Origin of the sequence: Staphylococcus pseudoxylosus, from assembly GCF_003697915.1 — a bacterium.
Lineage (GTDB): Bacteria > Bacillota > Bacilli > Staphylococcales > Staphylococcaceae > Staphylococcus > Staphylococcus pseudoxylosus.
Genome location: NZ_RCVN01000010.1, coordinates 35,615 through 54,059, shown reverse-complemented (window position 1 = coordinate 54,059; position 18,445 = coordinate 35,615). Strand labels below are relative to the sequence as shown.

The following is an 18,445-nucleotide window of genomic DNA, read 5'->3' as shown; positions in this document are numbered from 1 at the left end:
AAACAAAGCAAACTTTTATTACGTTGTTTGCTTTGTTTTTTTGTCCTAATTTCTTAAATTAATTTCCAGTGATATTCTGTAAACAATTAATAAAAAAGGCTGTTAATTTTAACAATTAAATAAAATTAGATTATGTACAATACACATGCTTATACTTTTCTTTTTTGAACAATAATAAAATACAAAAATTGAATCTTGCAAATGTTGACGTATTAATTTATATAAATTATATACCTATTTATAGTTGTAAATTAGATTAAAAAATTATTGTAAATATGCACTTGTTGAGATGGGCTGACAATAGTTGTCTATCCTTTTAATTATAATCAAGTTAAATGGGAGGTTATAAATGATGAGTGAATATTTAAAAGATATAAATGAATTTTGGGAACAATATTTTAGTCAGTATAACTCTATTTATGACGAATCAACATTAAAGGCAATTATTAAAAATAATGATACAACAGCGTTTTTACATCCTATGGATTATGCTTATTTTCAAGAACACTTCGGAGATAATTTTACTGACATACCAAGGTTTAAAAAAATGATAGACTTTGCGAACGGCAAAGTTACTTTAAATAAAAATAGACAAAGAGTTACATTTGAGAATGCTGATTTAAATCCAGCTATTGCAAGACCTTATTTTGGTAATCCAGAAACTGCAGATATAGTCATATTAAAGAAGCAACCAGAAAATGATTTTAAAACATACCAACTAAATCTAACTGATGATGAAGCGATTGAATATAGAAAAAGAATTTTATTAGACATTAAAGGCAAATTATTGTTTGATGGACAAAAATTATTTTTACCTTATATAGATAGACATAGATGGTTTGTGAAATATTTATATAGTAATGCGTCGACATTAAAGCAATTTAATATCGATCCTAACAGGGTTATGGTACTCAATTTCTTTCCATACCAGACTGGACATTCTGCAGGTATACCTAAAGATTTTTTAACATTTAATCATAAACTTCCATCACAAGTAAAAACTTATGAGTTATTAATAAAAATGTTGAAAGATGATAAACCACGAATCTATATCGTTAGTGAGGAAGAACTATATATTTCTATATTTAAGAATTTTGCAGATAGTGAATTATGTCAGTATTTAATTGACCATTTATTCGTACTATCATCGAAGCAAAATCGTCATCTTACAGTATGTAATGTGTTAAGTTATAGGGAACAACGTATTCGTATTAAGAAAAAGCAGGAACTTAGTAAAATCGAATATTATAAATGGAATCAAGAACAAAAAATAGCACGTGAAAATGGCAATTCTGATTTTCATGAAAAAATAAAAACTTTACAACATACATTGGAAAGACAACATTAATACACGGATAAAGTGTCCTAAGGAAAGTACTATTATTAATCAATAAATGTATGAGTAGTAAAATCGTTAATACCTGGATACTTGCATTAATACGAGTCATCTAGTGATCATAATAAATATAAATATGAGAGATGAGTATTTAAATATCTCGTACAAAGAACAAACGTCAATTTCTATTGAGATTATAGAAATTGACGTTTTCTTATTTTTATGACATTTGTTGATTGTTCAACGGAGAATTTGGAATATTATCGTACGCTTGTAACTTAAAAATCTTTTTAACATAACGTTGCCATTTGGATAAACGTATCTTTTAAAGCTTAATTGTCTATAATTTAAACCAAAAAATCATCGTTAATCTACCATAAATAGTGGACGCTTATTAATTAAATTAGCACTAGCTATTAATTAAAGCGCTTTAGTTAATATGTTCCTTATTATCTAATTTAAATATTGTAAGAGTTGAACAATGATTTTAAAATTGCTTTGAAATCATCGACATAATGTTGAGGTTTTAGTAATGTGATTTGAGTTGGATGCTCATAAGCAATGTGCATACATTCTTCTTTTGAAATAATGATATCTGCAATTCGTCCATTATCTACAGATTTCGTATTTACAATGATAAATTGGCGTTTAATTTTTGGCCAAATATGATCTTGAATAAGCATCGTTACACTATTGATATCTTCAAATACAGATTGATCATAAACATCGTTAAGTTGATCTACTTCTTTTACAGCAGATAAATCAAGCGTATAAATGATTCCGTTAGCTAAATATGTGAACCAATATTTATCGGAAAAATAACGTGTATAAATAGGGATAATGTCTGTAAGATGTGTATTTTGTAATTGAATCGAAATCTTATGATTGTTTTCAATCGCTAACTGTATTCTGAAAATTAAAGTTGATTCACTAAATTCACGATGTATATTGAATTGACTTAGCATTTTATTAGACAAAAGTTTTTCGGCTAAGTTTGAATTAGCATTTAGCCCTCTTATAAGATTATATGTATCTTCATGAATGATAGGTGTGAAGTTTTTCATACGAAAAATCAAATTAAGTAATCTATTATTCTTAAATTTATACCTATCAATTTTTAAACGATGCTTTTCTATGGTATTGTCGTATACAATTTGACCTTCTAGTCCATGCCATTCTTGATCTTCGTATAAAAAATTATTTATATCACTTATGTCTCGTTGGATAAATCTTACATTTACATTGAGTTGTTGTGCGAGTTCTTCTTTATTTAATGCTTTTCCGTTTAAAAATCGTGTATAAATGTACAAAAGGCGTTCTGGTTTCTCCAATAATATACGCTCCTATGGTTTTGAAAATAAGGTCGAGTTATTAAAAAGCTTCGACCAGTAAAGTGGCGCTTAAGCATAAGTAATATACATGTAATCTGCTAATTAAAGCGAGAGGTGCTCATATATTTATGTGTAAGACCATTAAATTAAGTCATGCATTTGAGGAAAGGCAATAATATATATTTGAAAATATATAGGTACTGTCTCGCTCCCTAGAAGTATACCATTATAAATTATGGAATGTGTAATATTTTATTTTTTAATCACATAAATAGTGAGAAAATGTTCTATTACAAAGAGTTACTGAACTAAATTTAACACTAAGGCAAAAAAATTAACAGTTAGGCAATTTAAAATGAAATTTATAGCGTTTTCATGAAAAAATATTTCATAATTTAACAGTTAGGAAATAAAATTATGCCCAACTGTCATAAGATGTTTAGATTTTATTGATAATATACAATTTATCTTTTCAACGATGATATCTAATTACAATATATTATTTTAGGCACTGAATAAGTGAAATTTGTTTGACGTTACGAAATAAACTGTCATATAATCTGTAAGTAAGGGAAAGATTAACGGACTTATAAACAATGAGAGGTGAAATATAATGAATATGAGAGCAGAGCGTGTAGGCGAACAAATGAAACAAGAAATCATGGATATCGCTAATAATAAAGTTAAAGATCCGAGAATAGGATTCTTAACAATTACGGAAGTTCAATTAACTAATGACTTATCTATTGCAACGGTTTATCTAACTGTTTTAGGAAATGAAAAACAAAAAGCAGACACATTTAAAGGTTTAGAAAAAGCGAAAGGTTTTATTAAATCTGAGCTTGGTTCTAGAATGAGACTTAGAATTATTCCTGAGTTAAATTTCGAATATGATGAATCAATCGATTACGGTAATAAGATAGAACGAATGATCCAAGATTTGCATAAGAAAGATTAATCTTTCGTAATAACTAGTACATCCTTACAGCATGAGATATTCATGCTGTAAATTAGAACTTGCGTATTTGTCGAACTAATTTTCTAAATTCTAATTAAATGAGCCTAATTAGATGTTTTGACAAAATTGTGGGGCGGGAATACGAAATCAAATTTAGTTTTGATTTCTGTCCCGCTCTTTTTACATAACTTTTTATTACTTATTACATGTTAATATGAAATTAAAGATTTAAAAAAACAGACTTTGAAGGTGAAATAAGAATGTATAATGGTATATTACCTGTATTTAAAGATCGTGGATTGACAAGTCATGATGTGGTTTTTAAATTGAGAAAAATATTGAAGACTAAAAAAGTAGGACACACTGGAACATTAGATCCGGAAGTTTCTGGTGTGTTACCAATATGTATAGGAGCTGCGACAAAAGTTAGTGATTACATAATGGAAATGGGTAAAACTTATGAAGCGACAGTTAGTTTAGGTAGTGCAACCACTACTGAAGACCAAACTGGTGATGTTATAGAAGAGAAAGATATATTAAATGGTGAAATTACTGCGGAAAATGTTGATTCAATACTCCAACAATTTGAAGGTGTTATTACACAAATACCACCAATGTATTCTTCAGTCAAAGTAAATGGGAAAAAATTATATGAATATGCTAGAAATAACCAAGAAGTTGTTCGACCTGAACGTCAAGTGCATATTTATAAAATCAAGCGTACATCTGAACTACGTTTTGACAACAACAACTGCCAATTTGATATAATTGTAGAATGTGGTAAAGGTACATATATACGCACACTTGCAACAGACATAGGTAGATCATTACAATTACCTGCACATATGTCAAAGTTAACACGTACTAAGAGTGGTGGATTTGACATTAAGGACAGTTTAACTTTAAAAGATGTAGCAGCATTACATGAGCATGAATCATTACAAGACAAGTTATTTCCTATAGAATATGGTTTGAAAGGATTACCACAAATTATAATTTCAGAAGAAAATATTAAGTCTAAAATTTTAAATGGACAAAAATTTGAAAAAACAATGTTCAAGCAAAATATAGACGATATGGTTACAATGGTAGATGAGCACACACACAAAGTGTTAGCAATTTATGAACCTCATCCAGAAAAACAAGATGAAATTAAACCTAAAAAGGTGTTTAACTAAAGGAGAAATACGCATGAAAGTGATAGAAGTAACTCATCCAATTCAGGAAGAACAATATATAACAGAAGATGTTGCTATGGCTTTTGGATTTTTTGATGGGATGCATAAAGGCCATGCAAAAGTATTTGATATTTTAAATCAAAAAGCAGAAGCGGCGAATTTAAAGAAGGCAGTAATGACATTTGATCCACATCCTTCGGTTGTATTAAATCCTAAACTAAAGAGAACTGATTATTTAACGCCGATTCAAGATAAAATAGAAATTCTAGAATCCTATGATATTGACTATTGTATAGTCATTAATTTTTCATCTAAATTTGCAGAAGTAAGTGCTGAGGATTTTATACAAGATTATATTATCAAGAATCATGTTAAAGAAGTCATTGCTGGTTTTGACTTTACTTTTGGAAAATACGGCAAAGGCAATATGATGATTCTAGATGAGATGACTGAATTTAAATCGACAGTAGTAAGCAAACAAGAAATTAATTCTGAAAAAATTTCTACTACTGATATCAGAAAATCATTGAAAACTGGAGAGTTACAAAAAGCTAATGATGAATTAGGCTATCGCTATCGTATTAAAGGTACGGTTGTGCAAGGGGAGAAACGAGGTAGAACGATTGGTTTCCCTACAGCAAACGTACAACCAAGCGGTGATTATGTATTACCTAAGAATGGTGTTTATGCAGTTAGCATGGAAATAGGTGCTGATAAACAGATTTATAGAGGGGTTGCTAATGTAGGGGTAAAACCAACATTTCATGATCCTTCTAAAGCGCAAGTTGTCATCGAAGTGAATTTATTTGATTTTGGAGAAAATATTTATGGTGAACGCGTAACAGTATTTTGGCATCATTATTTGAGACCTGAAATTAAATTTGATGGTATTGATCCGTTAGTGGAACAAATGAATAAAGATAAAGAAAAAGCGAAATACTTGTTATCGGTTGATTTTGGTGATGAAGTATCATATAATATTTAAGTCGAATGTGTATAGCACATTTTAGCACCTTTACCTTGGCACATCGAAACTCCGACGATTTGCTCGGATAAAGGCGAATAAAAATTAAAGGAGGAAATTGACAATGGCAATTTCACAAGAGCGTAAAAATGAATTAATTAAAGAATATCGTACACACGAAGCGGACACTGGATCTCCAGAAGTTCAAATCGCTGTATTAACTGCAGAAATCACTGCATTAAATGAACACTTACGTGAGCACAAAAAAGATCACCATTCACGTCGTGGATTATTAAAAATGGTAGGTCGTCGTAGACACTTACTTAACTATTTACGTGAAAAAGATGTTCAACGTTACCGTGAATTAATTAAATCATTAGGTATCCGTCGTTAATTTTAGGGCGTATATTGATAGAGGCTGGGGCATAATTAAATGTCTCAGCCTCAACTTTGATATAGGCACTGACAGATTTGAAAAGCATTGGTTAAACATACTACTGTTAATGTAAACGACTTAATTTATGATATGAGTAGTGTTGATACAAGAATTCAAACGCTTTTTTACTCATCTTTGCTTGGGGTGGGATAATGAAATCTTATTTGAATTATTAGATTTCTGTCCTGCTCCTTTTTTATAATTTGAAATGAGCATTTTTAAAAAATAATATACTAATATAAATATTTTCTAAGAAATGATATGATAGTACTATTAGATATATGAGAGGAGATTTGTAATGTCTCAAGAGAAAAAAGTTTTTAAAACTGAATGGGCAAACAGATCATTGACGATTGAAACTGGTCAACTTGCTAAACAAGCCAATGGTGCTGTACTCGTTCGTTATGGTGATACAGTTGTCTTATCAACTGCGGTAGCTTCAAAAGAGCCGCGTGATGGTGACTTCTTCCCACTAATGGTTAATTATGAAGAAAAAATGTATGCTGCTGGTAAAATTCCAGGAGGATTCAAGAAACGTGAAGGTCGCCCAAGTGATGAAGCGACGTTAACTGCACGTTTAATCGATAGACCAATTCGTCCATTATTTCCTAAAGGTTATAAATATGACGTTCAAATCATGAATACTGTATTAAGCGCAGACCCTGATTGTTCGCCTGAAATGGCAGCAATGATAGGGTCATCAATGGCATTAAGTGTTTCTGATATTCCATTCCAAGGACCAATTGCTGGTGTAAATGTTGGTTATATTGATGGAGAGTACATTATCAATCCAACAGTTGCACAAAAAGAAGTATCACGTTTAGACTTAGAAGTTGCTGGTCATAAAGACGCTGTAAACATGGTTGAAGCTGGTGCGAGTGAGATAACTGAAAGTGAAATGTTAGATGCCATTTTCTTCGGACATAGTGAAATTCAACGTTTAGTTAATTTCCAACAAGAAATTGTAGATCATATTCAACCTGAGAAGAAAGCATTTGTTCCTGTTGAAAAAGATGAATCACTTGTAGAAAAAGTGACTCAATTGACTGAAGCGAATGGTTTGAAAGATGCTGTTTTAACTTTTGATAAACAACAACGTGATATTAACTTAGATAATTTAAAAGAAAAAGTGGCAGCTGAATTTATCGATGAAACTGATGCTGACAATGAAGCTTTAATTAAAGAAGTTAATAGCATTTTGAATGATTTAGTTAAAGAAGAAGTAAGAAGATTAATTGCAGATGAAAAAATCAGACCAGATGGCCGTAAGACGGACGAAATTCGCCCGCTAGAATCTGAAGTTGGTGTGTTGCCGAGAGCACATGGTTCGGGATTATTTACACGCGGACAAACACAAGCACTTTCAGTATTAACGTTAGGCTCTATGAGCGAATATCAAATTTTGGATGGTTTAGGCGAAGAAGAACAAAAACGCTTTATGCATCATTATAATTTCCCTAACTATTCAGTGGGTGAAACGGGACCAGTACGTTCTCCAGGACGTCGTGAAATCGGACATGGTGCACTAGGTGAACGTGCATTAAGTCATATTATTCCTGATGTAAAAGATTTCCCTTACACTGTGAGAATTGTAAGTGAAGTTTTAGAATCAAATGGTTCTTCATCACAAGCGTCAATTTGTGGTTCTACGTTAGCATTAATGGATGCAGGTGTACCAATTAAAGCGCCAGTAGCAGGTATTGCGATGGGCTTAGTAACACGCGATGATAGTTATACAATCTTAACTGATATTCAAGGTATGGAAGACGCATTAGGAGATATGGACTTTAAAGTTGCCGGAACTTCTGAAGGTATTACTGCTATTCAAATGGATATCAAAATTGATGGTTTAACAAAAGAAATTATTAAAGAAGCTTTAGAGCAAGCACGCGTAGGTCGTCTTGCAATTCTAGATCATATGTTACAAACAATCGATACACCACGTAACGAATTAAGCGCATTTGCGCCAAAAGTAGTAACTATGACAATTAAACCAGAGAAAATTAGAGACGTCATTGGACCTGGTGGTAAAAAAATCAATGAAATTATTGATGAAACTGGCGTTAAATTAGACATTGAACAAGATGGTACAATATTCATTGGCGCAGTTGATAAAGACGCGATTGATCGCGCGCGTAATATTATAGAAGATATCACGCGTGAAGCAGAAGTGGGCCAAGTATACGAAGGAAAAGTAAAACGTATTGAGAAATACGGCGCTTTCGTTGAATTGTTCCCAGGTAAAGATGCACTTGTTCACATTTCACAAATTGCTAATGAACGCATTGAAAAAGTAGAAGATGTGTTGAAAGTCGGAGACACATTTAAAATAAAAGTAACTGAAATTGATAAACAAGGACGCGTTAATGCATCACATAAAGTCTTGTTGTAAAATCAAAATCTAATATGCATTGAATTTTTAATTAGAGGCTAGTCATTGATTTGTGCTTTTATAGTAGAATGCCGTTAATTCTATTGTAAAAGCATGCTTAAAATCAGTATAAACTAGTTTCTTTTTTATTATATAAAAGGCTATGATTACATCTTTAACATAAATTTATACATAAAATCACAATATTATGAAATTATTACCATACAATATAGGTTTATAATAAATATTTATTACTATTATGAAATTTAAACTTATTTTTCTCTATGAACAATTTAAGTTAATTGAATTGTGATTACATTTATAAGTTTTTAAGCTATATCAGTTATTACTTTAATAGTGTACATAAAGCCTATTTTAACTTATAATAAATTATGAGTTTATATATGGACGGGAATTTAAATAGGAGGTAACATTTTGAGTTTAATAAAGAAAAATAATAAAAATATTCGCATCATTCCACTCGGCGGAGTTGGAGAAATAGCGAAAAATATGTATATCGTCGAAGTAGATGACGAAATGTTCATGCTTGACGCTGGCTTGATGTTCCCAGAAGATGAGATGTTAGGTGTAGATATTGTTATACCAGACATTCAATACGTTATTGAGAACAAAGATAAATTAAAAGGGATCTTTTTAACACATGGACATGAACATGCAATTGGTGCTGTTACGTATGTATTAGAACAAGTTGATGCGCCAGTTTATGGATCAAAGCTTACGATTGCTTTAATTAAAGAGAATATGAAAGCGCGTAATATTAATAAAAAAGTGAGATATTATACAGTTAATAACGAATCTATCATGCGTTTCAAAGGTGTTAATGTAACATTCTTTGATACAACACATAGTATTCCGGATAGTTTAGGTGTATGCATTCATACTTCATACGGTGCGATTGTATATACAGGTGAATTTAAATTTGACCAAAGCCTACAAGGTCATTATGCACCAGACTTAAAGAAAATGACTGAAGTCGGTGAAGCAGGTGTGTTTGCATTAATCAGCGATTCTACTGAAGCAGAAAAACCTGGATACAATACACCTGAAAATGTAATTGAATCACACATGTATGATGCCTTTACAAAAGTGAAAGGTCGATTGATTGTGTCTTGTTACGCATCTAATTTTATTCGTATTCAACAAGTTTTAAACCTTGCACAAAGATTGAATAGAAAAGTATCATTCCTAGGTCGTTCATTGGAGAGTTCTTTCAATACGGCTAGAAAAATGGGGTACTTCGATATATCAAAAGACTTATTAATTCCGATTAATGAAGTTGAGAATTATCCTAAAAATGAAGTTATTATTATTGCTACTGGTATGCAAGGTGAACCTGTAGAAGCTTTAAGCCAAATGGCTCAGAAAAAGCACAAAATAATGAATATTGAACCAGGAGATTCTGTATTTTTAGCTATTACTGCTTCTGCTAATATGGAAGTTATTGTCGGAAATACGCTTAATGAATTAGTACGAGCTGGTGCAGAGATTATTCCAAACAGTAAAAAGATTCACACTTCAAGCCATGGTTGCATGGAAGAATTGAAGATGATGATTAATATAATGAAACCTCAGTACTTTATTCCGGTTAACGGTGAATTTAAAATGCAGATTGCACACGCTAAATTAGCAAATGAAGCAGGCGTGCAACCTGAAAAAATCTTTCTTGTTGAAAAAGGCGACGTAGTTAATTACGATGGGGAAGAAATGATTTTAAATGAAAAAGTTCACTCAGGTAATGTCCTGATTGATGGTATCGGTGTCGGTGATGTCGGCAATATTGTACTAAGAGATCGTCACCTGTTAGCAGAAGATGGTATCTTTATCGCTGTTGTAACACTCGATCCTAAAAACAGACGAATCGCTGCTGGTCCAGAAATTCAATCTAGAGGTTTCGTATATGTCAGAGAAAGTGAAGCCTTATTAAATGAAGCTGAAGAAAAAGTTCGTGAAATCGTTGAACTAGGTTTACAAGAGAAACGTATCGAATGGTCTGAAATCAAGCAAAACATGCGCGATCAAATTAGCAAACTTTTATTTGAAAATACAAAACGTCGTCCAATGATTATTCCAGTAATTTCTGAAATTTAATAATTTCTGTACTAAACAAAGAGGTTAAGACAAGCGCTTAGGTAAATATTTTGAAAGGTAAAATGCGGTTGAATGTTTTGAAGTGAAATGACATTCACGCGACCTTTGAAATAGCTATAGGCGTTAAATGTCTTACCTCTTTTATGTTATTATAGATGGAAGGATTAAATATTAATCATACATAAATTTATATATATTTAACTGATAAAATTATTATTATTGCCAATATGAAATGATTTATTTTATACAGTAATGTGTGAATATATATAAACTGATTTTGAGCACAGTTGAAAAAGAAGGTGGTAAATTTGGCACAAACAAAAAAGAGACAAACAACAAAAAGAAAACCTACTAATACAAGAAAGAAAACGACTAACAATAAGAAAAAACAAGGGGATAGTCCATTAAGGTATATTGTGGCAATCGCTATATTTGTAATAGTGACGTTAGGTGCCTTTCAACTCGGTATTATTGGAACGATGATAGATAGTTTCTTTAATTATTTATTTGGTACAAGTAGATTCTTAACTTACATTCTTATTTTAATAGGTACAGTTTTTATTACATATTATAAAGCACTACCTAAAACAAGACGTACGGTTGGCGCTTTTGTATTACAAGTAGCCTTACTATTAGTTACTCATATTATCTTTTACTTTACACATAAAGTTCAAGCCCAACGTGAACCAGTTTTATCTTTTGTATATAAATCTTATGAGCATTCTAATTTTCCAGTATTTGGTGGTGGTTTAATAGGTCATTACCTGTTAGCACTGTTTATACCGCTTATATCTATTGTGGGTATCATTATAGTGACAATACTACTAATCGCTTCAAGTATCATTTTATTACTTAAGCAAAAACATCGTGACGTATCTAAGTTATTATTTGAAAAGCTGAAAGTTAAAGGTAAGGATGCTTCGGAAAATTATCAAGAACGTCGTAAGCAGAATAAAGTGAAAAAAGAAGCTAAAGCGCGTGTTAAGGCTGAGAAAAAAGCGGAACAACAGGCAGAACAACAAGCAAGATCTGAAGCGCAACAATCGGATGACAATGTTACAGATGTTAGCGATTTAAAAGAAATTCCTAGTTCAAAATCTGAGCAGCAATTATCTATTCCTATATATGGACATAGTGATAGTGAAGATGACCACAAGCAAACCTCAGAAAAGCCTATAGGTAAACGTACTAAGCGCATGTTTGATCAAGAAGGACAGCTAGATCAAACAGCAATACAACAAAACGCTAACTTAAATCAGGCATCACTCGATCAACAAATAGATGACATGGAGCCCGAACAAAGTGAACAAGGTGAAGCGATTAATTCAATTTCTGAAGCAGGAGAAGTGGAAAATGAAGCCTATACTCTACCTCCACTCACTTTGCTAAAGCAACCAGCAAAACAAAAAGCGACTTCTAAAGCAGAAGTTCAGAAAAAAGGACAACTATTGGAAACGACGCTTAAGAATTTTGGTGTCGATGCAAGAGTTACGCAGATAAAAATAGGACCCGCAGTAACACAATATGAAATTCAACCAGCACAAGGGGTTAAAGTTAGTAAAATTGTTAACTTGCATAATGATATTGCACTTGCACTTGCAGCCAAAGATATTCGCATAGAAGCGCCAATCCCTGGTCGCTCTGCTGTTGGTATTGAGGTTCCTAATAATAAGATTTCTCTTGTTTCATTAAAAGAAGTTTTAGATGAAAAATTCCCTGCTAAAAATAAATTAGAAGTAGGCTTAGGTAGAGATATATCAGGTGATCCTATTACAGTCGAATTAAACAAAATGCCACATATGCTTGTTGCTGGTTCAACAGGAAGTGGTAAGTCTGTTTGTATCAATGGCATAATTACAAGTATTTTACTTAATGCTAAACCACATGAGGTAAAACTTATGTTAATTGACCCAAAAATGGTAGAATTGAACATATACAATGGCATTCCACATTTACTGATACCAGTTGTGACTAATCCTCACAAAGCATCACAAGCACTAGAAAAAGTAGTTGCTGAAATGGAACGTCGTTATGATTTATTCCAACACTCTTCGACTAGGAATATAGAAGGTTATAATGAGGCAATTAGACGTCAAAATGCTGAATTAGAAGAGAAACAATCTGAATTACCATATATTGTTGTTATTGTCGATGAATTGGCAGACTTAATGATGGTTGCTGGTAAAGAGGTAGAAAATGCTATTCAACGTATTACGCAAATGGCACGTGCAGCCGGCATTCATTTAATTATTGCCACACAAAGACCTTCTGTAGATGTAATTACTGGTTTGATTAAAAATAATATACCATCTAGAATAGCTTTTGCAGTAAGTTCGCAAATCGACTCTCGTACGATTATTGATAGTGCTGGCGCCGATAAATTATTAGGTAAAGGTGACATGTTATATGTTGCTAACGGTGGCTCTACTAGAACACGTGTACAAGGTGCCTTTTTAAGTGACCAAGAAGTACAAGATGTTGTTGATTATGTCGTAGAACAGCAAAAAGCCAATTATGTAAAAGAAATGGAACCAGATGCACCAGTTGATAAATCAGAAATGAAAAGTGAAGATGCACTTTATGATGAAGCATATTTGTTTGTGTTAGAACAACAAAAAGCGAGTACTTCTTTATTACAAAGACAATTCAGAATTGGTTATAACCGAGCTTCAAGATTAATGGACGATTTAGAACGTAATCAAGTTATTGGACCACAAAAAGGTAGTAAACCTAGACAAATTTTAGTGGATATTGATAGTGATGAGGTGTAAATATGGAACTAACTTCAGTTTATAAAGTAAAAGAATGGATGATTCAACAAATTAAAGAAGGCAAATTACAACATGGGGAGCCACTTCCGAGTAATTTAGCCATAGCAAGAACCTTAAATGTAAAAACAGATGATGTTTATGATGCAGTAGACGAACTAATTACTGAACAAGTATTATCCAATAATTTAGAAGAAGGTGCACGTGTTAAATCACTGCACCCATTCTATTACCCATTAGGAGAAGTTGTGAGTATTAGTAGAATGATTAAAGATCAAGGTTACACACCGGGGACAGAATATATTAGTTTTGATGAAAAACCAGCGACCTCTTTAGATTCTAAAAGATTAAATATTACAGACAAGGCGCCTGTAACAATTATAGAACGTTTAAGAACTGCAGATAGAAAGCCAGTCGTTTATTGTTTAGATAAAGTGCCTGCAAATTATCTAACTTGTGCACAATATCAAAGTAGCGATGAGTCACTTTTAGGTGCAATAGAAGCTTATACCAATAAAAAGGTTTCATATGCAGATACTGAAATGGAAGCGATTAGTTATGAACCCCATATCTCTGATATCTTAGGAGCTTCACCACACGAAGGACTCATGTTATTAAAATTAGTGCATTACGATACAGATGATCAACCCATATTATATTCATTCAATTATTTCAAAAGTAGTTTAGTTACGTTTAAAACGGTTAAAAATAGATTATAATAATAAATTTATGAAAGTGAGGTATGACAATTTGAAAATAGAAAATTCACAAAAAGATTTACATGTTAAAGTATTGCCAACAACAAAGTTTAAAACCACAACGATTACGCTAAAATATATGGCACCGTTAGACAGTGAAACAATGACTGCGCGATCTATTTTAAGTAAGGTTTTAGTACGTGCTACAAAACAATGGCCGTCAGACAAGGATTTTAATCGACACTTATCACATTTGTATGGTGCGTATGTTAATAGTTTTGTTTCCAAATTTAAAGATAAGCATGTTATTACCATATCTTTAGAATTAGTAAATGAACGTTATTTAAAAGATCAAACGCCGCTTTTTGAGAAAGGCTTAGAATTGCTCAAAGAAATGATATACAATCCTTTAATATCAGATAATAAATTTGATGAAACATTTGTCGCTCAAGAAAAATCATTATTATCTAAAAAATTAAACGCTATGATCGACAACAAATCACAAATTTCATTTTTAAACTTATTGAAATATATGTTTGGAGAACAACCATATCGACATTTAGCAACTGGGCAAGTTGAATACATAGCTGACATTACATCAGAAAATCTATATCATACATATCAATCTATGTTGGAAAATGACTACTGTGCAGTATATGTGGTAGGCAACGTAGATGAACAACAGGTGAAATCCCAAATTCAAACATATTTTAATATTAATCCATTCTCTTTTGAATTATCACAGTCTAATCCAGTAGGACAAGACCATCATACACCTCAAGTTATTGTAGAAACAGACGATGTTGACCAAGCTAAATTAAATATGGGCTTTAAATTACCAGCAAAATACGGAGATCCAGAATATTTTGCGATGATTGTGTTTAATGTTATGTTTGGCGGCGACCCATCTTCTGTATTATTTAATGAAGTACGAGAAAAGCAAAGTTTAGCATATTCTATCCATTCCCAAATAGACGCAAAAAATGGTTTTTTATTTGTATTAAGCGGTGTTTCAACTGATAAATATGAAGTTGCTAAAGAGACGATTGTGTCTGAGTTTGAGAAATTCCAACAAGGTGATTTTGAAGAAGAGAAAATTGCACTTGCCAAAAAAGTGATACTATCTCAAAGACAAGAATCTCATGATAGAGCTAAAAGTATTATAGAAATTATGAATAACAATATATTATTAGATGAACCGATGTCGGAAGAAAGTTATATTTCGGGGATTCAAAACGTTAAAAAATCAGATATCCAACAGCTAGCACAGGCAACTACATTAGATACAATATATATTTTGACAAAAGGAGGCGATGACTAATGAATGAAACCTACTATGATCAAATAGACGAACGCGTATTTGAAGCTGAATTAAAAAATGGTCTAAAATTATTCATAATTCCTAAAAAAGGATTTCAGAAAACCTTTGTGACTTATACTACGAAATTTGGGTCGTTAGATAACAAATTCAAGCCACATGGTAGTGATGATTTTGTTACGGTTCCTGATGGAGTGGCACACTTTTTAGAACATAAATTATTTGAAAATGGTGACGACGAAGAAGATTTGTTTACAGCATTTGCTGAAGACAATGCACAGGTCAATGCTTTTACGAGTTTTGATAGAACAAGCTATTTATTTAGTGCAACTGATAATATAGAACGTAACATCAAACGGTTGTTAACTATGGTAGAAACACCTTATTTCACTAAAGAAACAGTAGATAAAGAAAAAGGTATCATTGCTGAAGAAATCAAGATGTACCAAGAACAACCAGCCTATAAGCTAATGTTTAATACTTTAAGAGCTATGTATGATACACACCCAATACGTGTTGATATTGCTGGTAGTGTTGAAAGCATTTATGAAATAACTAAAGACGATTTATATCTATGTTATGAAACATTTTATCATCCTTCGAATATGGTATTGTTTGTCGTTGGTGATGTGGATGTGGACCATATTTATAATGTCATTGAAGCACATGAGAATCAACGTGATAAAGAAGCACAGCCGCAAATTGTAAGAGACCCATTGATTGAACAAGCTTCAGTGAAAGAACCAAACATTTCGGAAACGATGAAATTACAATCACCAAGATTAATGTTAGGTTTTAAAAACGAACCATTATCCGACGAGCCTAATGAAGCTTTTGTTAAACGTGATTTAGAAATGACTTTATTCTATGAATTGATATTTGGTGAAGAAACAGATTTTTATCAGTCACTTCTCAATGATGAATTAATAGACGAAACTTTTGGATATCAATTTTTATTAGAACCTACATACAGTTTTTCAGTTATAACAAGTGCGACGCAATATCCAGATAAATTGAAAACGCTATTATTAAATGAAATTAAAAATAATTTAGGGAAACTTGATGATTTAGAAGCCTTTAGTCTGTTGAAGAAACAGTTTATTGGAGAATTTATTTCAGGGTTGAACTCTCCGGAATACATCGCGAACCAATATACAAAATTATATTTTGAAGGCGTAAGTTTGTTCGACTTATTAGATATTGTTGAAAGTATCACTTTAGAAAGTGTGAATGATACAGCACAAACATGCTTGAATTTAACACAAGTAGTAGATAGTCGCTTGGAGATGAAATAATAGTGAAAGCATTAGTTATAGGTGGTTCCGGAACGATTGGCAAAGCAATTGTTAACAGATTATTATCAGATGGTTTTGAAGTAATTGTACATTATAATAGTACGAATATTGAAACACTTCAAAGTGATTATATTGGAAAACCAGTTGAATTTTTACAATGTGATTTAAATCAAGACATTGATTTAGAATCATATTTTTCTTGGATCACAAAACTGGATTGTTTGGTTTATGCAAGTGGGACGGCTTTATATGGTCAATTACAAGATGTGACTGATAAAGAAATAGACGATTGTTATCAAATCCATGTCCGCCAACTAATTAGAATTTGTAGGTTTTTCATAGATCAATTGCGACAAAGTAGTCAAGGTCGTATTGTTGTCATATCATCTATTTGGGGAGAAACTGGTGCAAGCATGGAGAGTATATACTCTACAATGAAAGGTGCTCAAATTGCGTTTGTAAAAGCTTTAAGCCAAGAGCTAGCCATGACAACGGTGACTGTAAATGCGATTGCTCCTGGATTTGTCAGTGGAAATATGGCTCAAGTATGGTCGGAAGAAGAATTACAGGCAATTACTGAAGAATTGCCACAGCAAAGGCTTATTGATCCTATTGAGATTGCACATACTTGCAGTTATTTGTGTCATCCAATGGCACGAAGCATCACCGGAACGATCCAGAAAGTTAATGGTGGATGGTACGTATAGATTTTTAAATAATGTACAAAAAATAAACCAACTATGAAACATTCAATGATATAATATCATTACAATAAATGGTTATATGTTCACGTATAAATGATTTGTACGTGGTTTCTAAATAAAGGGGTGCTTATTTCATGACAGTTGCTACTAAAAAAGAATGGTATTTAGAGTATGAGATAACAATGAACCGAGCAGGGCTTTTAGGTGATATCTCAAGTTTGTTAGGTATGATGGGGATTAGTATCGTAACAATCAATGGTATTGATGAAGGTCGTAGAGGTCTATTAATTAAATCTGATAGTCTAGAAAAAGTAAGTCGTTTCGAAAATATTGTAACCGAAATAGATGATATTTCTATTACTAAGTTAAGAAAGCCAGAGTTAAGAGATCGCTTGGCAGTTAGACATGGTAGATACATAGAGCAAGATGCTGATGATAAAAAGACATTTCGTTTTGAAAGAGAAGATTTAGGCTTACTAGTTGATTTTATGGCAGAATTGTTTAAAGAAAAAGGTCATAAATTGATTGGTATTCGTGGAATGCCCAGAGTTGGTAAAACTGAATCAATCGTAGCAGGTAGTGTCTGTGCACATAAACGTTGGTTATTTATTAGTTCTACACTTATTAAACAAACTGTGCGTAGTTCATTAATTAAAGGTGAATATGATTCAGATCATGTCTATATCATTGATGGTGCTGTTACAGCAAGAGAATCTAGTCAAAAACACCAGGAATTAGTGAAAGAAGTTATGAGTCTTCCTGCGATTAAAGTAGTTGAACACCCTGACTTATTTGTTGAAGCAAGCGACTACAAGATGAGTGATTTTGATTATATTATCGAATTAAGAGAAAATAAAAATCAAGAAATTCATTATGAAGAAATGAAAAAACAAACAGTTAAGAGTAAAAACAATTTGGATTTTGGTAATGATCCATTTGGTGGCGGATTTGGTTTCTTTGAATAATACAGATTGTTGAT

The 18,445-nt window shown here is 32.1% G+C and carries 13 protein-coding genes and 2 pseudogenes; 14 read left to right on the top strand and 1 reads right to left on the bottom strand.

Going from position 1 to position 18,445, the window contains the following annotated elements; genetic code table 11:
- Positions 1-349: 349 nt before the first annotated feature.
- The gene (locus D9V42_RS10075; protein ID WP_122064803.1) at positions 350-1,348 is read left to right on the top strand and encodes a hypothetical protein; all 999 of its coding nucleotides are present in this window, start codon (positions 350-352) and stop codon (positions 1,346-1,348) included.
- A gap of 446 nt (positions 1,349-1,794) precedes the next feature.
- Here the strand turns inward: D9V42_RS10075 and D9V42_RS10070 are convergent, their stop codons facing one another.
- Positions 1,795-2,667 carry an HTH domain-containing protein gene (locus D9V42_RS10070; protein ID WP_122064801.1) on the bottom strand — a complete coding sequence of 291 codons (873 nt, stop codon included), beginning with the start codon at positions 2,665-2,667 and terminating at the stop codon, positions 1,795-1,797.
- A gap of 610 nt (positions 2,668-3,277) precedes the next feature.
- Between D9V42_RS10070 and rbfA the strand changes: the two genes are divergently transcribed.
- The 13 genes and pseudogenes from rbfA (at position 3,278) to D9V42_RS10010 (ending at position 18,431) form a co-directional block, all read left to right on the top strand.
- Positions 3,278-3,625 (top strand): 30S ribosome-binding factor RbfA, encoded by a 348-nt coding sequence (rbfA, locus tag D9V42_RS10065; RefSeq protein ID WP_026113574.1) that lies wholly within the window; start codon positions 3,278-3,280, stop codon positions 3,623-3,625.
- A 260-nt stretch (positions 3,626-3,885) separates the two neighbouring features.
- Positions 3,886-4,803: a tRNA pseudouridine(55) synthase TruB gene (gene truB, locus D9V42_RS10060; protein WP_107554845.1), complete on the top strand. Its 918-nt coding sequence runs from the start codon at positions 3,886-3,888 to the stop codon at positions 4,801-4,803.
- Positions 4,804-4,816: 13 nt separating this feature from the next.
- A complete protein-coding gene (ribF, locus tag D9V42_RS10055) occupies positions 4,817-5,788 on the top strand; it encodes a riboflavin biosynthesis protein RibF (RefSeq protein WP_122064800.1) in 972 nt (323 codons plus the stop codon).
- A 103-nt stretch (positions 5,789-5,891) separates the two neighbouring features.
- Positions 5,892-6,161: a 30S ribosomal protein S15 gene (rpsO, locus tag D9V42_RS10050; protein WP_017724310.1), complete on the top strand. Its 270-nt coding sequence runs from the start codon at positions 5,892-5,894 to the stop codon at positions 6,159-6,161.
- A 340-nt stretch (positions 6,162-6,501) separates the two neighbouring features.
- Entirely contained in the window at positions 6,502-8,595 is a 2,094-nt protein-coding gene (gene pnp / locus D9V42_RS10045; RefSeq protein WP_017724311.1) for a polyribonucleotide nucleotidyltransferase, read from the top strand.
- A 414-nt stretch (positions 8,596-9,009) separates the two neighbouring features.
- A complete protein-coding gene (rnjB, locus tag D9V42_RS10040; RefSeq protein WP_122064798.1) occupies positions 9,010-10,683 on the top strand; it encodes a ribonuclease J2 in 1,674 nt (557 codons plus the stop codon).
- Between the two features lie 308 nt (positions 10,684-10,991).
- Positions 10,992-11,669 (top strand): annotated as a pseudogene (locus D9V42_RS15705) (DNA translocase FtsK 4TM domain-containing protein); the annotation flags it as partial.
- A gap of 330 nt (positions 11,670-11,999) precedes the next feature.
- A pseudogene (locus tag D9V42_RS15700) lies at positions 12,000-13,454 on the top strand (DNA translocase FtsK); the annotation flags it as partial.
- A 2-nt stretch (positions 13,455-13,456) separates the two neighbouring features.
- Entirely contained in the window at positions 13,457-14,170 is a 714-nt protein-coding gene (locus tag D9V42_RS10030; protein WP_107554847.1) for a GntR family transcriptional regulator, read from the top strand.
- 10 nt (positions 14,171-14,180) lie between these two features.
- Positions 14,181-15,470 carry an EF-P 5-aminopentanol modification-associated protein YfmF gene (yfmF, locus tag D9V42_RS10025; protein WP_107554848.1) on the top strand — a complete coding sequence of 430 codons (1,290 nt, stop codon included), beginning with the start codon at positions 14,181-14,183 and terminating at the stop codon, positions 15,468-15,470.
- Positions 15,470-16,762, top strand: coding sequence for an EF-P 5-aminopentanol modification-associated protein YfmH (yfmH, locus tag D9V42_RS10020; protein WP_122064794.1), 1,293 nt, complete (start codon positions 15,470-15,472; stop codon positions 16,760-16,762). The genes yfmF and yfmH overlap by 1 nt, the downstream gene beginning before the upstream one ends.
- Before the next feature lie 2 nt (positions 16,763-16,764).
- Positions 16,765-17,469: an elongation factor P 5-aminopentanone reductase gene (gene ymfI / locus D9V42_RS10015; protein WP_122064792.1), complete on the top strand. Its 705-nt coding sequence runs from the start codon at positions 16,765-16,767 to the stop codon at positions 17,467-17,469.
- A 131-nt stretch (positions 17,470-17,600) separates the two neighbouring features.
- The gene (locus tag D9V42_RS10010) at positions 17,601-18,431 is read left to right on the top strand and encodes a YmfK family protein (RefSeq protein ID WP_017724318.1); all 831 of its coding nucleotides are present in this window, start codon (positions 17,601-17,603) and stop codon (positions 18,429-18,431) included.
- Positions 18,432-18,445: the final 14 nt, after the last annotated feature.

What these genes read in the sequence shown, in the direction of transcription:
- D9V42_RS10075 (WP_122064803.1), top strand. Translation starts at nt 350, where the DNA reads ATGATGAGTGAATATTTAAAAGATATAAATGAATTTTGGGAACAATAT.
- truB (WP_107554845.1), top strand. Translation starts at nt 3,886, where the DNA reads ATGTATAATGGTATATTACCTGTATTTAAAGATCGTGGATTGACAAGT.
- ribF (WP_122064800.1), top strand. Translation starts at nt 4,817, where the DNA reads ATGAAAGTGATAGAAGTAACTCATCCAATTCAGGAAGAACAATATATA.
- rpsO (WP_017724310.1), top strand. Translation starts at nt 5,892, where the DNA reads ATGGCAATTTCACAAGAGCGTAAAAATGAATTAATTAAAGAATATCGT.
- pnp (WP_017724311.1), top strand. Translation starts at nt 6,502, where the DNA reads ATGTCTCAAGAGAAAAAAGTTTTTAAAACTGAATGGGCAAACAGATCA.
- D9V42_RS10030 (WP_107554847.1), top strand. Translation starts at nt 13,457, where the DNA reads ATGGAACTAACTTCAGTTTATAAAGTAAAAGAATGGATGATTCAACAA.
- yfmF (WP_107554848.1), top strand. Translation starts at nt 14,181, where the DNA reads ATGAAAGTGAGGTATGACAATTTGAAAATAGAAAATTCACAAAAAGAT.
- yfmH (WP_122064794.1), top strand. Translation starts at nt 15,470, where the DNA reads ATGAATGAAACCTACTATGATCAAATAGACGAACGCGTATTTGAAGCT.
- D9V42_RS10010 (WP_017724318.1), top strand. Translation starts at nt 17,601, where the DNA reads ATGACAGTTGCTACTAAAAAAGAATGGTATTTAGAGTATGAGATAACA.